Source organism: Robiginitalea myxolifaciens (genome assembly GCF_900115205.1).
GTDB classification, from domain to species: domain Bacteria; phylum Bacteroidota; class Bacteroidia; order Flavobacteriales; family Flavobacteriaceae; genus Robiginitalea; species Robiginitalea myxolifaciens.
In genome coordinates this window covers 1,036,077-1,055,494 of record NZ_FOYQ01000001.1, presented here as the reverse complement: position 1 = coordinate 1,055,494, position 19,418 = coordinate 1,036,077, and the positions used below count along the sequence as shown (strand labels likewise).

23 protein-coding genes and 1 tRNA gene are annotated in these 19,418 nt (G+C 48.0%); 12 read left to right on the top strand and 12 right to left on the bottom strand.

Annotation, left to right across the window (positions count from 1 at the left end; all coding sequences use genetic code 11):
- Window positions 1-13: 13 nt before the first annotated feature.
- The 5 genes from BM318_RS04660 to BM318_RS04645 form a co-directional block, all read right to left on the bottom strand.
- Entirely contained in the window at window positions 14-1,351 is a 1,338-nt protein-coding gene (locus BM318_RS04660) for a TolC family protein (protein WP_092981049.1), read from the bottom strand.
- Between the two features lie 3 nt (window positions 1,352-1,354).
- Window positions 1,355-1,978, bottom strand: coding sequence for a TetR/AcrR family transcriptional regulator (locus tag BM318_RS04655; protein WP_092981047.1), 624 nt, complete (start codon window positions 1,976-1,978; stop codon window positions 1,355-1,357).
- 76 nt (window positions 1,979-2,054) lie between these two features.
- Window positions 2,055-2,201, bottom strand: coding sequence for a hypothetical protein (locus BM318_RS14385; RefSeq protein ID WP_177218260.1), 147 nt, complete (start codon window positions 2,199-2,201; stop codon window positions 2,055-2,057).
- Window positions 2,188-2,622 carry a hypothetical protein gene (locus tag BM318_RS04650; protein WP_092981045.1) on the bottom strand — a complete coding sequence of 145 codons (435 nt, stop codon included), beginning with the start codon at window positions 2,620-2,622 and terminating at the stop codon, window positions 2,188-2,190. Before BM318_RS04650 ends, BM318_RS14385 begins: the two co-directional genes overlap by 14 nt.
- A 31-nt stretch (window positions 2,623-2,653) precedes the next feature.
- Entirely contained in the window at window positions 2,654-3,184 is a 531-nt protein-coding gene (locus BM318_RS04645; RefSeq protein ID WP_092981043.1) for an RNA polymerase sigma factor, read from the bottom strand.
- Between the two features lie 114 nt (window positions 3,185-3,298).
- Between BM318_RS04645 and BM318_RS04640 the strand changes: the two genes are divergently transcribed.
- Window positions 3,299-4,276, top strand: coding sequence for a polyprenyl synthetase family protein (locus BM318_RS04640; protein WP_092981041.1), 978 nt, complete (start codon window positions 3,299-3,301; stop codon window positions 4,274-4,276).
- Between the two features lies 1 nt (window position 4,277).
- On the opposite strand, the gene BM318_RS04635 is transcribed toward BM318_RS04640, so the two are convergent.
- A complete protein-coding gene (locus BM318_RS04635; protein WP_092981039.1) occupies window positions 4,278-5,441 on the bottom strand; it encodes a lycopene cyclase family protein in 1,164 nt (387 codons plus the stop codon).
- Window positions 5,442-5,570: 129 nt separating this feature from the next.
- On the opposite strand from BM318_RS04635, the gene BM318_RS04630 reads away from it, so the two are divergent.
- From BM318_RS04630 to BM318_RS04615, 4 genes are read left to right on the top strand one after another with little or no spacing between them, the layout of a single operon-like run.
- Window positions 5,571-7,922, top strand: a complete 2,352-nt coding sequence (locus tag BM318_RS04630) for a TonB-dependent receptor (protein WP_092981037.1) — start codon at window positions 5,571-5,573, stop codon at window positions 7,920-7,922.
- Window positions 7,923-7,967: 45 nt separating this feature from the next.
- Window positions 7,968-8,444 (top strand): thioredoxin family protein, encoded by a 477-nt coding sequence (locus BM318_RS04625; RefSeq protein ID WP_092981035.1) that lies wholly within the window; start codon window positions 7,968-7,970, stop codon window positions 8,442-8,444.
- A 19-nt stretch (window positions 8,445-8,463) separates the two neighbouring features.
- Complete coding sequence (locus tag BM318_RS04620) at window positions 8,464-9,123, top strand: metal-dependent transcriptional regulator (protein WP_092981033.1); 660 nt, start codon at window positions 8,464-8,466, stop codon at window positions 9,121-9,123.
- Window positions 9,123-9,944: a ZIP family metal transporter gene (locus tag BM318_RS04615; protein WP_092981031.1), complete on the top strand. Its 822-nt coding sequence runs from the start codon at window positions 9,123-9,125 to the stop codon at window positions 9,942-9,944. The genes BM318_RS04620 and BM318_RS04615 overlap by 1 nt, the downstream gene beginning before the upstream one ends.
- 87 nt (window positions 9,945-10,031) lie before the next feature.
- Here the strand turns inward: BM318_RS04615 and BM318_RS04610 are convergent, their stop codons facing one another.
- Window positions 10,032-10,553 (bottom strand): DinB family protein, encoded by a 522-nt coding sequence (locus BM318_RS04610; RefSeq protein WP_092981029.1) that lies wholly within the window; start codon window positions 10,551-10,553, stop codon window positions 10,032-10,034.
- A 102-nt stretch (window positions 10,554-10,655) separates the two neighbouring features.
- Between BM318_RS04610 and BM318_RS04605 the strand changes: the two genes are divergently transcribed.
- Both BM318_RS04605 and BM318_RS04600 read left to right on the top strand, forming a co-directional pair.
- Window positions 10,656-11,081, top strand: a complete 426-nt coding sequence (locus BM318_RS04605; RefSeq protein ID WP_092981028.1) for a hypothetical protein — start codon at window positions 10,656-10,658, stop codon at window positions 11,079-11,081.
- Window positions 11,082-11,145: 64 nt separating this feature from the next.
- The gene (locus BM318_RS04600; RefSeq protein ID WP_092981027.1) at window positions 11,146-11,571 is read left to right on the top strand and encodes a DUF2141 domain-containing protein; all 426 of its coding nucleotides are present in this window, start codon (window positions 11,146-11,148) and stop codon (window positions 11,569-11,571) included.
- A 4-nt stretch (window positions 11,572-11,575) separates the two neighbouring features.
- Here the strand turns inward: BM318_RS04600 and BM318_RS04595 are convergent, their stop codons facing one another.
- From BM318_RS04595 to BM318_RS04580, 5 genes are all read right to left on the bottom strand, one after another.
- Window positions 11,576-11,989, bottom strand: coding sequence for a TonB-dependent receptor plug domain-containing protein (locus BM318_RS04595; protein ID WP_177218259.1), 414 nt, complete (start codon window positions 11,987-11,989; stop codon window positions 11,576-11,578).
- Window positions 11,990-12,019: 30 nt separating this feature from the next.
- A complete protein-coding gene (locus BM318_RS14300; protein ID WP_143099921.1) occupies window positions 12,020-12,160 on the bottom strand; it encodes a FeoB-associated Cys-rich membrane protein in 141 nt (46 codons plus the stop codon).
- Window positions 12,160-14,394 (bottom strand): ferrous iron transport protein B, encoded by a 2,235-nt coding sequence (gene feoB, locus BM318_RS04590; RefSeq protein ID WP_092981024.1) that lies wholly within the window; start codon window positions 14,392-14,394, stop codon window positions 12,160-12,162. Before feoB ends, BM318_RS14300 begins: the two co-directional genes overlap by 1 nt.
- Window positions 14,394-14,621 (bottom strand): FeoA family protein, encoded by a 228-nt coding sequence (locus BM318_RS04585; RefSeq protein WP_092981023.1) that lies wholly within the window; start codon window positions 14,619-14,621, stop codon window positions 14,394-14,396. The genes feoB and BM318_RS04585 overlap by 1 nt, the downstream gene beginning before the upstream one ends.
- Before the next feature lie 76 nt (window positions 14,622-14,697).
- The gene (locus BM318_RS04580) at window positions 14,698-15,378 is read right to left on the bottom strand and encodes an SCO family protein (protein ID WP_092981021.1); all 681 of its coding nucleotides are present in this window, start codon (window positions 15,376-15,378) and stop codon (window positions 14,698-14,700) included.
- A 162-nt stretch (window positions 15,379-15,540) separates the two neighbouring features.
- Between BM318_RS04580 and rseP the strand changes: the two genes are divergently transcribed.
- From rseP to BM318_RS04560, 5 genes are all read left to right on the top strand, one after another.
- Complete coding sequence (gene rseP, locus BM318_RS04575) at window positions 15,541-16,884, top strand: RIP metalloprotease RseP (RefSeq protein ID WP_092981019.1); 1,344 nt, start codon at window positions 15,541-15,543, stop codon at window positions 16,882-16,884.
- A 130-nt stretch (window positions 16,885-17,014) separates the two neighbouring features.
- The gene (locus tag BM318_RS04570) at window positions 17,015-17,905 is read left to right on the top strand and encodes a DUF4382 domain-containing protein (protein WP_092981017.1); all 891 of its coding nucleotides are present in this window, start codon (window positions 17,015-17,017) and stop codon (window positions 17,903-17,905) included.
- Window positions 17,906-18,058: 153 nt separating this feature from the next.
- Window positions 18,059-18,132: transfer RNA gene (locus BM318_RS04565), tRNA-Asn, on the top strand.
- Window positions 18,133-18,337: 205 nt separating this feature from the next.
- Window positions 18,338-18,505: a hypothetical protein gene (locus BM318_RS14380; protein WP_177218258.1), complete on the top strand. Its 168-nt coding sequence runs from the start codon at window positions 18,338-18,340 to the stop codon at window positions 18,503-18,505.
- Window positions 18,506-18,575: 70 nt separating this feature from the next.
- Window positions 18,576-19,418: a bacteriorhodopsin gene (locus tag BM318_RS04560; RefSeq protein ID WP_092981016.1), complete on the top strand. Its 843-nt coding sequence runs from the start codon at window positions 18,576-18,578 to the stop codon at window positions 19,416-19,418.

Sequence of the window (19,418 nt, the reverse complement as noted above, 5' to 3'; positions counted from 1 at the left end):
GTGATTGATGGTATTAGGGGTTTATTATGTTTTCGAGCTCGGTCTTTTTGTTAATTACATTGACCATAGCCTGGAGGAATTCTTGTTGCGCGGTGTACAATTGTGTCTGCGCCTGTCGGAGTTCGAAACTCGTTGCAATTCCTTCCGAATATTTTACCTGGTTTTTGTTCTCGATGCGTTCGGCCAGGGCGAGGTTGCTTTTCAAGGTTTGATAGGTCTCTATGGCCAATGTGTAATCACTTCGCGAACGGGCGAGCTGCAATTCGATCTGTTGTTCGGTTTCCTGCAATTGGGTTTTTGCTTTTTCCAGGGCGATTTTCGCGCGTTGGGTTCCGGCACTGCGGCGGAGGGAACTGAAAATCGGAATGGACAGGTCAAATCCGAGAATCGAGGATTCGAAACTCTGGGTTTCATCGTCAAAATAGCTGAACGGATCGCTGAATCCGGTGCGCCCATAATTAATGAAGGCGTTTAGCGTAGGCAATGCCCGGCTTTTAGCCAGTTTGAGTTCGTAATACCGCTGTTCGTTCAGGTTTTGAATGAGCTTGAAGTCTACGTTGTTTTCCATTGTGAATTCCGCATCCAGAAGTTCAGGCCGGGTTTGTTCCTGTACCAATACATCCAGATCCTGTGTGAGTTCGGTGGGATGGTCCAGGGGCAGCCCCATCAGGACATTGAGCATCTGCAGCGTAATCTTTGTCATGCGCTGGCTGCTGCTGAGGTTATTGTACAATGTTGCGGAAGTGATGCGCAACTGTTCAGCACTTTCCTCCTCTGCCAAACCGTTTTCGAGCAACTTCTCCGTCTCGTAAAGGTTTTTATCAACTGCAGCGATGTTGCGCTCCAGGATAGCGACACTTTCACGAGCCAGCAGCACATTGCCATAAGCTTCGGTAACCGCCTTTCGCACTTCCTGCTCGGTCTTTTCCTTGTTGTTTTGACTGTATCGGAGGAAGGCCTGTGTAGCCTGGATCCCTACGATGTAGGTACCGTCAAAAATTTGCTGTCTCAAGGTAGCCGTTGCACTGGTGGTTCGCGGTGGCCCGAAAATTACAGGCACAAAGGTTCCAGGCTCACCATCGGGAAAAAATTCTCCGGGAACCAGGGAAACGGGCTGTTTAATCTGATCCTGGTAGCTGATGTCACCGGTGATCTGAGGCAAACCGCTGGCAATGGTTTCCCATTTCTGCTTTTGTGCATCGACCAGATCGCGGTTGGCATTGATTGCGCTGTAATTGTTTTCCAAGGCAAAGGCCACGGCTTCCTCCAGGCTAAAGCGGGTAGGGGTTTCCTGAGCCAGGCCCGGGGCAACTACGCCGATCAGCAACAAAAGGGTGAGTTTTATTCGCATGAGTTATTCGTAATTTGATTGTAATTCTTTGTTTGACTCGATGATGTTATTCAGGATCTTCCTTCCCTCAGGGGTTACAATCCCCCTAAGATGGTATTCCAGGTAACTGTCCATGAGTTTTGCGGCTGGAAACTTGGTCCTTGGAAACAGGTTCTCATCCTTGATACTGGTTACCCCGCTGAAATAAATCCGTGAGACAAAGCCCGCATCGAGGTTGGGCCTGAAAATACCCATCTCTATACCCCGGTTCAGGTTGGTCAGCACACAATCTTTCATTAGGTCGTATTGCAACTGGTGGAGTTTCGTATATATCTGGGGATAATATTTTTTTAGCTGAAAATCGGGGGAGGCTTTTTCGTTATTGAGGTGAAGCATTACAAAACGCTTAATCTCATAGAGTTCCTCGATCGGGTTATTACTTCTTTCACAGATCAGGTCGATACCCTGTGATATTTTATAGAAAAGGCCCACGGTGCACGCCTCGATAAGTTCTGTCTTGTTATCGAAATGCGTGTAGATTGTTTTTTTGGAGATTCCCATGGCATCGGCGAGGTCGTCCATGGTTACGCTTTTAAAGCCTAGTTCCAGGAAAAGCCGGGTAGCCGTATCGCGTATTTCTTCTTTCATAGGGGGCCAAATGTAGGGGTGGAAACTTTAAGAACAAAAAAAGTTTCCAAAGTTTAATCTTTTTTTAACTTTCCGATTACCCCCCTTTAATTTGGCCGGTCGGGGCCTTACCATCTTCATGGGAAACCTCCCCGGGTTTCCCCGGGATCAGGCCTTTGGGCGTCCATCGAATGAGCCGGGTAAGCGCCCCCATTTGATCAATTCTTTCCTCAATTGTCTTCATTGGATTCCTGCGCTTTTATCTTTTCAACATAGGCCTCAAAGGCTTTTTCGCCTTCTTCCGACCAGAATCGGTCGTAGTGTTCCCAACTGTCTTTACCCGCTTCATCGCAATTCCAACGGGAAAACCGAGCCCCTCTTTCTTTCCATTGCTTTTTCCGGCTTCGGTGTTTTCCACCTTTCTTATCGTGTCCTCCACCGCCAAAGCCAAAGACTATTTTGGCGAGGATCAGCAGTCCAAAGGCCTTCCAATAGGTCAGGGTGCCCAGTCCAAAGAGGTCCGGCATGAGCCAATTCCAGAGAAGCATAAAGAGATAGGCCACCAGGAATAGTACTGCAACGATGAGAATACCTATAAAAATCCCTTTGAAAACGGATCGAACTACCCCTTCCACCTTTCGTTCAACATGTCTTTCGTATGCCATGATTATTCAGTTTTAAATTTGTATTTGTTTTTTAATGCTGCCGACTTAGTTTTCGATTTAAAATGTGCAGCGCTCTATGTCTTCGGGACATTAAAGTCCCCGGGGAAACCCCCCATTCTGCGGCTATTTCCCTGTAGGTATAGCCCTCAAAGTCTATCGCGAGAATAATATCCCGGTATTCCGGTCGTAACGCGCCAATAGCCTTTCGCATTTCCCGAATCAATTTATCCGGATACTCTTCCGTATACTCCGGGTGCACCTGTTGGGCTAAATCTGCCAGTCGTTCCCAAAATTCTTCCTCAGGATTGGCATCCGGGTCCTTTCCGCGGCGTATGTCTACGATCCGGTTGCGAATGGCGTGATATACATAGCCGGCAATATTATTTATACGACCCAAATCGTCTGATCTGGAGAATAACCTCAAGGCCACGTCCTGAACAACATCTTCTGCCTGTTCCTCCGTGGTATTTCCAATGCGGGAACGCACAAACCCATTAAGGGCCTGGTATTCCTCCTGGAAAAACCTGCTGAGGTTTGAATAATTGTCTTCTTTGGCGGACATTGGTTGTTGGTCGTACACTACTATAGACGAAGATCTCAAATTCTATTGCATTTTTTTTTGAATAGCGCCATCCGGGTCTTGGTGAAAGGCTGCTCTTTGATGTACTTTTGAGCCATGACAGAAGCGATTGCCCGCTATCGCGAGGTTTTTGAAAAAGATCTCGCTGCCAGCCCGGCCCTGGGTCAGCCCAACGGCCTGTACGAGCCCATTGAATACATCATGAATCTAGGTGGAAAGCGCATGAGACCCATTCTTGCCCTGATGAGTGCAGATCTATATGGCGCTCCGTTAGAGCAGGCATTACCCGCCGCCCGTGCCGTGGAAATCTTCCATAACTTTTCCCTGATCCACGACGACATTATGGACCAGGCGCCTTTGAGAAGGAGCAAACCTACGGTACATCAAAAATGGGATCTCAATACCGGAATCCTTTCCGGTGACGCCATGCTGATCTATGCCTATCAGTGTCTGGAGGCATATGAACCGGAACTATTCAAACCCATGATGGCGTTGTTTTCCCGAACGGCCCGTCAGGTTTGTGAAGGACAGCAGTACGATATGGATTTTGAGAATCAGGAAGGGACTACTATCCCCGATTATCTCAAAATGATCGAATACAAGACTGCCGTGCTTTTAGGGTGCGCCCTTCAATTGGGAGCTATGGCCGCAAAGGCACCTGTGGAGGAGCAGCAGGCGCTTTACGCCTTTGGAATCTATTTGGGGATGGCCTTCCAGTTGCAGGACGATTACCTGGATGCTTTTGGGGACCCTAAATCCTTTGGAAAGCAGGTAGGAGGGGATATCATTGAGAACAAAAAGACCTTTCTGTATCTGAAGGCGATGGAGTTGGGGAGTTCTACTGTGCAGCAGGAGCTTCGCGACTTGTATTCCATCCGTCCCAAAAACCCGGAATCCAAGGTTGTCCGCGTAAAGAAACTATTTAAGCAAACCGGGGCCGATACCCAAACCCGCGCGCAGATAGTCGGTTATACCGAGGAGGCATTTCGTCAGTTGGAATACCTCGGAAAGGACAGTCCTGCGGCTGAAGCATTGCGTGAATTCGGGAATTGGCTCCTGAAAAGGGAATTCTAACTCAGTTTACCATACTCTTGAGGAGGGCTCGTATGAACGGGCCATAGGGGCAGGAATTTATCACCCGCCATTCTTCCCCCAGGTTAGATTCTTCCCCCAGGAATTTCATAATGAGTTCTGCCGATAGCTTTTTAAACATTCCGGTAAAGAGTTCGGCACCCATATGGTTGTCGCGATGCAGCACATCGAGCAGCAGACGGTCGTAATACCAGAATCGATTTTTTGGTGGAGTGGGCAGGGGCTTGTTAGCCTTGAGGGCCTCTACAATTCTGGGAACCCATTGGGAAATCCTGTAAAAGGTGTAACCGGTACTCGGTTTCGCCCATCCCCCGGCAACCCCGATATGATAAATGCGCGGGGAATTGTGTGCTGAGAAATCCGATACCGTCATAGGTATACAACCGGTTTCCTCTTCGAGGATTTCGTAATCCGCGATCCCCATTTTTTCTTTTAGATAATCCTTGAGCCCCGCCTCGTAGGCGTCCCTTTTGAGTAATTCCGCCGAAAAGAGCGTATACTCAACCAGGGCTTCGTTTTCGGAGAATGGGAGGACATACATGAATCGGGTATTGCCGAGCTGGGGCAGGTCAAAATCCATAAAAGTGGGTACGGTGGGATCGAAAACAGCATCCTCAGTTCGGATTACCCAACCCAGAAAATGCTGAAGTAATAGTGGGTGGCGATGCCCTTCTCCGGCGTAGGGTAGAATCGCAGCGGAATCAGGATCAAAGAACACGCTGGTAAAGACTTTTTTGGCCTGCAGGATTCGACCATCGGTAGTTATTCGCACTTCGGCATCGAATTCCTCGACTTTTTCTACAGCGCACTCAATCCTGTGGATGTTTGTGCAATGTTCCAACCGGGTGTCCATGGCCCGGTAGAAATCGATGGCACGAATCATTTTATAGCGGTAATCCCCCAGCGACTCACTACGATCGAGGCCCGGTCCGGCCAGGCGGATCGTATCCCATTGGCGATAGGTGAAGTTGTCGAATGCCCCTGCTCCTTTTTCCCAAAAACACCAGGTTCGGTCGTTTGACTTATTACCGTTTTTTTCCAGAAGGGCGATGGTGTGGTTTTGGAAGTAGGGGTCTTCCCCCAGGGCAACGGCGAGTTGCAATCCGGAGGCACCAGCGCCGATAATAACAATATCGTAGGAATCCATAGTAGGTCGGATGGTCTAAAAGTACAAATTCCAGAACGGATAAAAGGCCCCCGATTTTAGAGTTAGGGAATAAATATTTAGATTTGTCTAAAAATAAAATAGCAATAATCTAAAAATGCTGTTCGCCTAATGAAACAATTGTGTTTCTTTTTGCTATGCTGGACTTCGATACTGACAGCGCAAACCGGTACCACATCGCTTAACGGGCAGGTAACCGCTGATGGGGAACCGCTGGCCTTTGCCACAGTCTTCCTGCAGGGGACATCTGTAGCCACCAGTGCCGATGAAAATGGTCGCTTTGAACTGGTTCTTCCCAATGGAGAAGCCCTGCTTATTGCAAGCGCCCAGGGGTATCGGAATGAAAAGCGAAACCTGATTCTGGAAGGGAAGCCGCTGGAGGTAAATTTTGAGCTAATTGAAGATGCCCTGGGACTAGATGAAGTGGTAATTAGTGCTACCCGGAACCGCGTGGAAAGAAGAAGCGCCCCGGTGGTGGTCTCTTCAATAAAACCAAGGCTGCTAACGGCCACCCAATCGTTATCGTTGGCCGAAGGGCTGAATTTTGCCCCCGGAGTACGGGTAGAAACGAATTGTCAAAACTGCGGATTTACCCAGGTTCGCCTCAATGGACTTGACGGTGGCTATACACAGATTCTCCTCAATAGCCGACCAATTTTCACCTCCCTGCTCGGGGTTTACGGTCTGGAACAAATCCCCACCAATATCATTGAACGCGTAGAAGTGGTGCGCAGTGGCGGTTCCGCCCTATATGGATCCAATGCCATTGCCGGTACCGTGAACGTCATAACCAAAGACCCTGTTTTGAATACCTGGGAAATAGGGAGTAACCTGGCCCTGATCGACGGGGAAGCACTGGACCGGTTTATCACCTTTAATGCAGCCAACGTATCCGATGATCTCAAAAGCGGCATTACCCTTTATGGGACCTACCGCAACAGGGAAGACTACGACGCGAATGGCGATGGATTTACGGAGATCGTTGAATTGAGGAATACAACGGTTGGGGCCAAAGCGTTTTACAGGCCCAATGACCTCAGTCGCGTATCGCTTAACCTCAACGCGATTCGGGAATATCGCCGCGGAGGGGATCGTTTAAATTTGTCCCCCCAGTTTACCGATATCGCCGAGGAGTTGGATCACGACACGTTCATAGGGGGTGCTGAATACGAAGTGGACAGCAGGGACAATACCCGCAAATTCCAATTGTATACATCGGCTTCCTACACAAACCGCGATAGTTATTATGGAGGATTAGGGGGAGCGCGAACGCCTCAGGACAGCCTCCTGGCCAATAATGCCTTTGGGACAACCAAGGACCTGGCTTGGGTCAATGGGCTGCAGTATACCAAAAGATTTGAAAATGAGGACGTACTCACCGCAGGGGCAGAATTCAATTTCAATACTACTGAAGATGAGATTCCCGGATACGAACGCTTGATAGACCAACGCGTAAATTCGATCGGGGGGTATTTTCAATACGAATGGAAACCCACCGATGCATTTTCTGCCTTACTCGGGACCCGACTCGACAATGTTAGCGTAGACGGGGATTATTCCATCGGGGGAATTTCCAGGGAAGTGGACTTGAGTCAAACGGCGCTTTCCCCCAGGCTAACCCTTTCTTACCAGGTAACGGATGATATCCGACTTCGGGGAGGGTACGCGCGTGGATTCCGGGCGCCTCAGGCCTTCAATGAAGACCTGCATATTTCCAGTGTGGGTGGAGAACCGCAATTCGTAATCCTATCGGACGATCTGGATACTGAATATTCCAATGCCTTCACGGGTTCCCTGAATTTTTCAAAAAATGTCAACCTGCTGCAAATGGACTTTCTGGTGGAAGGATTTTACACTACCCTGAGAGATCCATTTACCCTGGTCAGTACTGGTGCCGTACTCGAAAATGGCTCTATCCTGGAAGAGGTTCGCAATGGGGAAGGAGCAAAAGTATTTGGATCGAACTTTGAGTTCGGGGTTTCACCCGACCCGAAATGGAGATTTCAGTTAGGGGGAACACTACAACGCACTAAATATGACGAACCTCAGATACTATTTGAAAGCGATGGTACTCCAGGGGAGACCGACATCGTGATCGATGAGTTCCTCCGGGTCCCTGATTTTTATGGCTACGTCAATACGGCCTGGATTCCGAGTAAGAAATTTAACCTCGACATAACCGGGACCTATACCGGCGAGATGACTGTCCCACTGGTGATCAGTGATACGGGCTTCCTGCAACTCAATGAAGTAGATCCTTTTTTTGATGTAAATATTAAATTGGAAACGCATTTTGATTTCAGCGATTCCTTCATGGTTACCGTCACCGGAGGGGTGACTAATCTGTTTAATAGTTATCAGGACGACTTTGATATTGGTCCGACCCGCGACTCGGACTATATATATGGACCCGATGCACCCAGAACAGTTTTTCTGGGTATTAAGTTTGGCAAATTACACTAGGAAGAAATGCTTACTAAGCACTTTAAAAAAAGTACAGGTTACCCGATGAGGAAGGGCTGCATTATCGGTATTTTTTTGATCCTGTTCGCCATACCTGTAGGTGCCCAAGAACCAGGGATTACCTGGTTGTCCTTTGAGCAATTAGAAGATTCCCTGGCGGTCAAACCCAGGAAAGTCATGATCAGCTTTTATGCGGATTGGTGCGTCTATTGTAAAAAGATGGACCGTGCCGCTTTTCGGGATCCTGAGGTAGTCGAGACCCTCACCGAGCAATATTATGCGGTTAGGATGAACGCTGAAAGCAGGGATACGATTGTTTTCGATGGCGTTAGCTATAGCAACAAGCAGTTGGGCAAGAAACGGAATTCAACCCATGAGATTCCCTTGTTGCTCGCTTCCCGGGAGAATTACCCGTTCTCCCTGCCAGCTATTGTACTCCTCGATGAGCAGTTTATGATCACTTCAAGGCATTTCGAATACCTCTCGCCGGAGCAAATGAAAAATATCCTGAAAACCCCCTAAAAATGTAATTTTGAAGACCATGACCCATTCGGAGGAAAACTATATCAAGGGGATTTACCACCTGAGCGAAGCCGGGGCTGGGTCGGTGAGCACTACAACGCTTGCAACCCATATGGAGACCAAACCTTCCTCAGTCACTGATATGATCAAGCGCCTGGCGGGTAAGGAATTGGTGAATTATAAAAAGTATCAGGGGGTTCGACTTACCGAGCAGGGGCAGCTCAAGGCGCTTCAGATAATCCGCAAGCACAGATTGTGGGAGACCTTCCTGGTCGAAAAACTCGATTTTAACTGGGACGAGGTCCATGAGGTTGCAGAGCAACTGGAGCATATAAAGAGCGACATGCTGGTAGACCGCCTGGATGCGCTGTTGGATTATCCCGATTACGATCCTCACGGCGACCCTATACCAGATAAAGACGGCGCCTTCAAAACCCGGGACAAGAAATTGCTTGCGAACCTGGGTCCGGGTAAGAGCGGGCAGTGTGTTGGGGTAGTGGATTCCTCGGCAGCCTACCTGAAGTTTCTGGATAAACACGGCATTGCGCTCGGAGATTCCATAACCGTACTGGAGCGGGAGGAATTTGATCAGTCCCTGAAGATCCGTATCGGTACCCGCAACTTTTCCGTATCGCAGCGTATCGCCTCCAACCTCTATGTAAAACCAATTGAAAACTGATGGAAGCTATAATCGATTACTTTCAACAAATTGACCCGGTATTGGCAGCACTGTATGCCACCTTATTTACCTGGGGGTTAACAGCCCTTGGAGCTGGTCTGGTTTTCTTTGTCAAGGGGACGAGCCGGGCACTGATGGACGGTATGCTGGGCTTTACCGGCGGTGTTATGGTTGCCGCCAGCTTCTGGAGCTTGTTAGCCCCGGGAATTGAAATGAGCCCGGGTGAGGGATTCGAAAAAGTTATTCCCGCCGCAGTAGGCTTTCTGCTTGGAGCCCTATTCATTTTTGGGTTGGACAAGGTTTTGCCCCACCTGCATTTGAATTTTGATAAGAGTGAGGCCGAAGGAATTGAAACCGGATGGCGCCGTACCACCTTGCTCACCCTGGCCATTACCCTGCACAATATCCCGGAGGGACTTGCAGTGGGCGTACTCTTCGGAGGGGTAGCAGCGGGCTTTGATGGGGCATCAATCGGCGGGGCGGTAGCCCTTGCCCTGGGAATCGGGCTGCAAAACTTTCCAGAGGGATTTGCCGTCGCCGTACCCTTGAGGCGCTATGGCCTGAGCCGGCGTAAAAGTTTTATGTATGGACAGGCTTCTGCTATTGTGGAACCCATCGCCGGGGTACTCGGTGCATGGGCGGTCCTGACCTTTCAGCCGATTCTACCTTATGCCCTCGCCTTTGCGGCAGGGGCCATGATCTTCGTTGTAGTGGAAGAAGTGATCCCGGAAACCCAACAAGACAAATACACCGATATCGCTACCATGGGTTTTATTGGCGGATTTATTATCATGATGACCCTGGATGTGGGTCTGGGGTAGGCAATACAGCCAGTGAACTTCCACTTGGAGAATAAAAAAACCGGCACTAAGGCCGGTTTTCTATTTTGTACTGAAGTTGATACCACATTATTCTGCGGGCTGACTCCAGGGTGGCGCTACCCCATTAGAACGGGCATAAGCAATCAGTTGTCCTTTGTGTTCCCCGGTATGTTCCAGAATAATCAACCAGGAGGAAAGTTGATTCATTTGTGCAAATCCGAGGTCTACTTCCTCCCCGAAGGATGCCGGATCTACACCTTTTAATTTTTCCTGGACAAAGTCGGCGGATTTCTGGAAGGTTTCAATAATGGCGTCCTTACCAGTAATCTGTTCCATGGTCATAATGTCTACGCCCTCTGGTGGTGGATATCCCAATTTCATGGCGATGTAATAATTGGCTGCTGCCGTGTGCAGGATTGTTTCTCCTACGGAGCGAATGCCCTCGGCTGGTCTCCAATTCATTTGTTCTTCGTCAAAAGCTCCGGCCAGGGCTACAATGTTGCCCTGTGCCTGACCCAGCATTCCCGAGATCCCGGGAATAACCACGTCGTCCTGGGCGCTAGCGCTAAAAGCGGCCAGACTCAGGATGGCTACAAGTAGTTTTTTCATCTTCGATTGTTTTTAATTGGTACGTTCTTTGTTATTTTCCTCGTGAGGCCTAACAAGTTAAGGATAATTTTTTAGGCTCTTGCTGCGTTGTTCATATCGGAGATGAAGAAAAGACATGCCTTCTGGAATTTTATACTGCTACTCAGTGTTGCGCTGTGTATTCTGGCCTTCGCCGCCCATTCCCGGAATTGGAAAAAAGTAGAAGATGGTAAACTGCAAGTCCTAAGCGGCTTTTACTATCTCGATGTGCCCCTAACGGAGGTGTATGAATTAGGCTGGCAGGAGAAAGTCCCCTACCTGCACCGCAGTCACGGATTTTCGGCAGGAGATTGGGAAAAGGGGGTCTATCGCGATTCCCTGAGGCCCGACGTAAAATCCTATGTGCTGGTCGACGATTGGAACCAGGGCAAAATTCACCTGAGCTGGGGGGATTCGCTTCAGCTCTTTTTGAATTTTCGGGATTCTCTGGAAACCCGGGCATTCTATGAAGAACTACAGCAGAAAATCAGCCTCCAATCTAATGAATAAATCCGGGCACAGGGTATTGCCCAAAACCGTAAATTTGTTTTATTCTAAACACGGCAACCATACGATGAATCGAAATCTGAACTGGCTCGTTCTAAGTATCGTTTTTCTACTTCCTTTTTTAGGGTCTTCCCAACATCGATTATCTATCCGGGTAGACGGGGTAGCTTCCTCCCAGGGCACCCTGCAGGTTGCAGTATATACCGAGGAAGAAAATTTTCTTAAGGTTCAGGGAGTATATCGTCGGGATAGCGTAAAGGCAAAATCGGGCAGTAATGAATTGGTTCTGGAAGGATTACCCCCAGGAGATTATGCAGTAGCCGTTTTTCACGATGAGAATGACAATGAGGAACTCGATACGAATTGGGTTGGAATCCCCAAAGAACCCCTGGGCTTTTCCAATTCCCGGATGAAAGCGTTTGGTCCTCCCAGTTTTGAAGATTGCCGAATCCGCCTGCAAACGGATGCCAGCGTGGTCATTCAAATGAACTAACCGACTATCCCCCTTGCTTTGTAGTAATCAGGATTACGCCATTAGCACCCTGACTCCCATAAAATGATGCTTCCGCCCCGGAAAGCGTTTTGATGGACTTTACATCTACTGCGTTCACCACATCGCGAATCCGACGATAGCTGTTTCCAATAACTTGTCCATCCAGGACATATAGCGGTTCGTTGGACTGACCAGCCTGCGCCGTATTCTGGGTCTTGATAAAGACGGGAACTCCATTTTCGACCGTCATCCCGGGAAGCCTTCGGATTCGCGTAATCAAAGGAATTACAGCACTATTGCGGTCGTCCATGGTCTCCTGGAGGTTGGCGTTTCCCCCGTTGGCACTGCTGGAACTGCCACAACCTACGGCCGGCAGGGTGAGTACTACCCCGAGAAGCAAAAAAAGGAGTTTTTTCATCGTCATCGAATTAAGTGAGTTCAAAGATATTTAATGGCACCCACAGTCGTCGTCAGCGCAGCCCGATTTGGAACTACTTGCCAGGGGTTTAGCGATGAATTTCCGAACCAGGAAATACACGGCCCCGCTGAGAATTCCAAATGCTAAAATTTCTTGCCAGTAATCGATCATCAGGACAATATTTGATAGGCGCCCAAAGCAAAAAGATACGCGATTCCCGTCATAAATACTAATTGCAGCATGGGCCAACGCCAGCTATTGGTCTCCCTTTTAACGATGGCCAGTGTACTCATACATTGCATGGCGAAGGCGTAAAAAAGTAAGAGGGAAATACCCGAAGCCAGATTAAAGAGTGGCGTATCGTCGGCTCGTCTTTCCGCCGCCATGCGATTTTTAATCGTTTCTTCCTCATCGCTCCCAACACTATAGATGGTAGCCAGGGTTCCTACAAAAACTTCCCGCGCGGCAAAGGAGGTTATCAGGGCAATTCCGAGCTTCCAGTCATAGCCCAGCGGTCGGACCAGGGGTTCGATACCTCTTCCCATTTGACCAATAAGGGAGTGTTCCAGGCGGAAGCTGGCTATTTCCTGATTGATGGCCCGTACTTCTAATTCCCGTTGAAGCAGATCCAGACTATCCTGAACATCGGTAAGCGCTACGGTACCTTCGGACTTACGCAAACCTACACGCAGGGTGCTTTGATATTCCTGAATCTTGTCCGCGATAAAGGCCTTGCTATTTTCCGAAAGACCCTCCTCGGCAATGCGCTCGGTAACGATGGAATCGGCATTCAAAAATTCCTCTGAGAACCCATGGGATCCTAAAAACCAAAGGACGATGGATATGGCCAGGATAATTTTACCAGCACCAAATACGAAGCTCTTAGTCTTCTCGATGACGGTAAATACGACATTTTTCCAAAGGGGCAGTTTATAGGTAGGCATCTCCACCACAAAGAAATTACGTGTGGGAATCTTGAGGATTCGATTTAGAATCGCTGCGGAAATCAGTGCTGCCAAAACGCCGATTAGGTACAACGACATTAGGGTTAGCGCCTGATACCCCAGTCCCATAAATCTTCCCTGAGGAATGACCAGGGAAATTATTATCAGATATACCGGAAGCCGGGCTGAGCAGGTCATAAAAGGGGTTACCAGAATAGTGATCAGCCGCTCTTTCCAACTTTCGATATTCCGTGTTGCCATGACCGCCGGGATGGCGCAGGCGGTTCCCGACATTAACGGAACTACACTTTTTCCACTGAGTCCGAAAGGTCGCATCAGGCGATCCATCAGAAAGACCACCCGGCTCATATATCCCGATTCCTCAAGCAGGGCAATGAAGAAGAAAAGGAAAGCGATTTGCGGAATAAAGATGACGATGCCCCCGATACCGGCAATTACCCCTTCGGCCAGTAGGTCCGTAAACATACCCGGGGGGAAACTGTCCTTGATCCATTCACTGGCCAGGGCAAAATGCGCATCGATAAAATCCATGGGTACTTCACTCCAATCATAAATGGCCTGGAAAATGGCCAGCAGGATAAGCAAAAAGATCAGATAGCCGTATACCTTATGCGTCAGAATTCGGTCCAGGGTTCCCCGCAGCCCTTTTGCCGCCAGCCAATCTACTGTGTAGGTGTCTTTCAGCACTGCATTGATGAACTGGTAGCGCAGGATGGTTTCCTTGTGCTGCAGGCGTTTCAGGTCGTTTTTGGACTTGATGCGAAAACTGGGATCGATTTCCGGCAACTCTTTTTGCAACCGGGTAAAATTCACATCCTGGGTAATGACCACCCACAGTTTGTACTGATCTTCTTTGGGAAACGCTTTGGCCAGCCGATCAAAATAAGGAGGATCAATTTTCGAAATATCCACGCAGGGGGAAGCGGGAATCGCGCGGTAGTTCTCGATCAGCTTTTTCAAGGCATCGATCCCGGTATTTTTCCGGGTACTTACCAATGCAATACGGGTATTCAATTTCTTTTCCAGCGCTTCCACATCCAGGCTAATCCCTTTACGGGACATTCGGTCGGCCATATTAATGACCAAAAGGGCCGGGATCTTCAAATCGCGGATCTGAGTGTAGAGCAGCAGGTTGCGCTTGAGGTTTTCGACGTCTGTAACCACGATGGCCAGATCCGGATGGTCTGGAGCATTGCGATTCAGGAGTAATTCTACGGCGACACTCTCGTCGAGGGAGGTAGTATTGAGGCTGTAGGTGCCGGGCAGGTCTGTTATGTGCGCTTTAACACCTCGGGATAATTTACAGATGCCCTGTTTCTTTTCGACAGTAATCCCGGGATAATTCCCAACCTTTTGGTTCAGGCCGGTAAGCCTGTTAAACACAGAGGTTTTACCCGTATTGGGATTCCCGATCAATGCAACTTTAATATCCTTAACCATTAGCTCGAAAGGAGTTCCAATTCAATTTTCTCGGCCATTTCCCTTCGAATGGCGATATGGGTTCCACTGACATTGATGTATAAGGGGTCTCGTAGCGGCGCAACCTGCAAAAGTTCTACTTCGTTCCCGGGTAAACACCCCAGTTCCAACAATTTTATAGGAAGGATATCGGTATCGAATTCCTGAATAATTCCTTTATCGCCACGTTTGAGATCGGCTATGGTCACCCTTAATCCTTATTTAGATTCATTATAAGCAGTGTCAAAAATAAGGGAAAAAGACGAGGGGAACCGCATTTAGTTGTTACTGAGAATCGTCTTCGGCAGCTTTGAGGATTTCAATATCCTCCAGCAAGCGATCCATCTCTTCGCGTTTGGTGCCGTCATAGGTACCACGAATGCGCTTTTTGCGATCGACCAGAATAAAGTTTTCGGTGTGGATCATGTCAAAGGGTCCACCATCTCCATCGGTCTTCACCGCCATGTAAGATTTACGTGCCAACCGGTAAATCTGCTTTTTATCGCCGGTAACCAAATTCCACTTTTCGTCCAAAACCCCTTTATCGTCGGCATATCGCCTGAGCTGTGCAACGGAATCAATTTCCGGGGTAACCGAATGGGACAACAGTAAAATATCTTTATCCCCAGCCAATTCCTCCTGTAGATAAACCATGTTTTCGGTCATGATCGGGCATATACTCGGGCAGGTGGTAAAGAAGAAATCGGCGATATAAATTTTATCGTCGTAATTGGCCTGGGTAATGGTATCCCCATTTTGGTTGATCAGGGAAAAATCGGCTACGGTGTGGTAGTTCCGGACGTGGCTAACCGCCGGATCTACTAGGGAAGGGTCAAAATCTGCAGGCTGGTAAACCGGAAGGCGTTTCTCGGGTTTCAGGGCATTGTAAAATAACGTTATGATGATGGCCGAGAGCACCAACAGCACAATACCGAGTAATTTGAATCGGGAGAAAAAGGCCCGCATAAATCGCACTTTTTGCAAAGGTAAGCAAGGGAAAGCATCGGCTCAAATACGCTCACGATTCCTCCTGCTAAATCTTTCATAAAGTCGGAGCATTCTGCAAAACTGCTTTTATAGCCGGGGGTAAAAGTGTAATTTTGTGCGTTTTAAAAACCGGAGCCATTTATGTCGCCCATTCTTATCCAAGCCCTTCAGTTCCTGCTGAGTCTTTCCCTGTTAATTGTGTTGCACGAATTGGGGCACTTTATTCCTGCTAAGGCCTTCAAGACCCGTGTAGAAAAATTCTACCTCTTTTTTGATATCAACTTCTCCCTTTTCAAAAAGAAAATCGGGGATACGGTATATGGTATTGGCTGGCTGCCTTTGGGCGGTTATGTGAAAATTGCAGGGATGATCGACGAAAGCATGGACACGGATCAGATGTCGGGTCCGCCCCAGCCCTGGGAGTTTCGGTCCAAGCCGGCCTGGCAACGTTTGATAATAATGCTCGGAGGGGTAACCGTGAATTTCCTGGTAGCGCTGGTTATTTACATTTTTGCCTCCTATGCCTTTGGGGATGCCTACATCTCAACCAAAAGCATAAAGGATGGTTATGAAGTCACTAATCCGGTCTTATTGGACCTCGGGATTCAAACCGGGGATAACCTGGTAGCCATTGACGGGCAAACATATGACAGTTTTCAGGAGCTTCGTCGAAACCTGATCACGGCCGAACAAATCACCGTGGAGCGCGACGGGCAGCAGCGTACCGTTACGCTACCCGAGGACTTTTTGGGCCAACTGAGTACGGGGGAAGACATTAGCCTTTTTGAGCTTCGTTTCCCATTTATCGTTCGCGAAGTCTCTGACAGTTCCCTGAATAAGGGGGCCGATATTCTCAAAGGCGATGTAATTCAGGCAATAGGAGGCACACCGGTCCGCTTTTTTGACCAGGTAGCCCCTATTCTGGATACGCTTAAGAATAAGAAGGTGCCGGTAACTGTACAGCGCGATGGGCAGTCCCTGGACATTCCCCTCGAGATCGATGCCGAAGGTAAATTGGGCATTTATCCCGGAGGAAGTTACAACCGGTTTGCAGAGCTTGGCTATTTCGACACCGTTATCCGGGAATACGGGTTCTGGGAGAGCTTTGGTGTTGGGATGAACAAGTTTACCAACCAGCTTTCCGGATATTGGTTGCAGCTGAAGAAGATCTTTACCCCCAGTACAGGCGCTTATAAGGGTGTCGGCGGATTCAAGGCAATCTTCGATATTTTCCCGGATTTCTGGAGTTGGCAAGGATTCTGGAGCATTACGGCCTTCCTATCCATCATGCTCGCCGTACTTAACTTACTGCCTATTCCGGCCTTAGACGGTGGCCATGTCATGTTCCTGCTCTATGAGATGATCACCGGGCGTAAACCCAGCGATAAGTTTATGGAATATGCCCAAATGGTAGGCTTCTTCCTCTTGATTGCCCTGGTGCTATTCGCCAATGGGAACGATATTTACAAGTGGCTTTTTAGGTAAATTGAGGTTTTCCTACCGGTTCTCGATTCGGTAGTTTATCGAATAAATTTCAGGTTTTCAGCACTTTGGCTTTTCTTTAGGTCTGGTTTGCATCCCCAAGTGCAAGCGCAACGAACTTAATCTAAGACCTATGAAACGGACCAAATCCGTGCTGCTGGGCCTATTGTTGGCTGCAGCGCTCCCCTTCTCTTGTTCCGATTACGGTAATGACCTTCAATATGTAAAAGAAGGCAGCATTCATGTGCTTTTTACCGATGCCCCTTATCCCACCAACTGGATTGAGTCGGCTGAGTTTACGGTGACCAAAATTGAAGCTCGTTTAAAAACCGAGGACGCGGAATCTTCGGAATCTGAAGGTTCATCCACGACAGAAGAGAATCAAGGGAGCCCGTATCAGGTACTTTTTGAAGGTTCAGAGGTTATCAATATTTCTGAACTGACGAATGGCATGACCCGATCTATGGGAGTAAGTGCCGTTCCGGCTGGAACTTATGATTTATTCCGGGTGTATGTGACTGATGCCTCCCTCACGCTAACTGACGGCAGAACCTTTGATGTTAAGGTGCCAAGTGGAAGTCAAAGCGGGGTCAAGATCTTCGTAAAACCATCGCTGGAGGTTACCGGGGAAGAAACCAATGAAGTCCTTTTTGACATGGACATAAGCAAATCCTTCGTGCTTCGCGGCAATACGCAGCGTATGGAAGGTATTAACGGCTTCATTTTTAAGCCAGTCATTCGGGTGGTAAACCTGGGATATGCCGGATCCGTAAGCGGTATGGTAACCAATGATATGGAAGAAGCTGCACCGATTGCAGGAGCCCAAGTAAGCCTTATGGCCGCCGATACAGTTTATACGACAACCTTCACGGACGACTCCGGAGGCTATAAAATAATGGGAATCGAAGCAGGGGCCTATACCATTCAAGCTTCCGCCGATGGATTCTCAGCATCAGAAACCATTAAACTACAAATTGATCAGGGCAGCGAAGTTACCCGGGATTTTGTCCTGATGCCTGAATAATTCCGGAACCGAAATTCTGCCTGATAAGATCGGAGCTCCTGCAAACACAGGGGTTCCGATTTTTAATTTTATGATCATTTCTCAATTGCGGATATTTAAAAATAAATTATATTTGCACCCGCTTTGATTGCCAAATGGCTGTCAAAAGCACCTTCCTCCTTAGCTCAGTTGGTTAGAGCATCTGACTGTTAATCAGAGGGTCCTTGGTTCGAGCCCAAGAGGGGGAGCATTCACAGGCCGGTTTTTAACCGGCCTTTTTTTATGACCTATAGCCAACGCGCCAGCTGGCCCCTTCGCTAAATCAGGCCACTTGACTTTTGGTCGGACGTTCGGCCGGCTAACCTTTTCATCCCTGTGTCAATTACCTGTTATTCAAGTTGTTGCCTGTTTTACCTTTTGTTTTTTTGTACCTTGAGAAGGAAAAAGCTACTCATGGAAAAATTAAAGGACATACTAAAGGCTGTTCTGCCCATATTATTGGCTGTTCTGGGTGTCCTGGCTATTGTTTACGGCGAGTTGGATGATTCCCCTGGATTAATGCTGATCGGATTTGTACTTATAGGAATAGCTATAGGGATAAATATCCGACTTGTCAATTGAGGTATAGTTTTATTCAAATGCGATAAGGAAATTGGCTTGTCTGATTTAGTTTAAAAAGAAAAAAACAGCAATGAACGAAACGATTAACGCCAACTTTGAGAATTTCATTGGGTTGACTGAGGGATACTCGGAGATGGCCTATCAAATGGTATCTCATGTATTGACTCTCGGATATGCAGTAATGCTGGCAGGCTTACTCTATTTTGTCCTTACCCTCCGAACTGTATCGCCCAAATACAGGATGTCTAACATCCTTTCAGGTGTAGTCATGGTCTCCGCATTTTTGTTGCTATTTGCACAAGCGGGCAATTGGACATCATCATTTCAATTTAACGCAGAAGCGGGACGCTATTTCTTGAATACGAAAGGGGATCTGTTCAACAATGGGTATCGCTACCTGAACTGGTTGATCGATGTCCCGATGCTCCTGTTCCAGATACTTTTTGTTGTATCCCTTACCAAATCGAACTTCAAATCGGTACGGAATCAATTCTGGTTCTCTGGTACGCTGATGATCCTGACAGGTTATGTGGGTCAGTTTTACGAGGTTTCCAATCCTACTGCCTTTTTTGTTTGGGGAGCGATTTCTACGGTTTTCTTCTTTCATATTCTCTGGCTAATGCGTAAAGTGATTCAGGAAGGAAAAGAAGGCATACCTAAAGAAGCTCAGAAAGTTCTCGGATCTATCTGGACCTTGTTTCTCGTTTCCTGGTTTCTGTACCCGGGAGCCTATCTGATGCCGCATTTATTAGGCCTGGAAGGAGGATTCTTCAATGAAACTGGTGTAGTTGCCCGACAAATCACCTATACCATTGCCGATGTATCCTCCAAAGTCATTTACGGCGTACTTCTGGGGAATGTGGCCATGATTTTGAGCCGCAATGAAGGATATGATTACAAAAAACTTATTTAG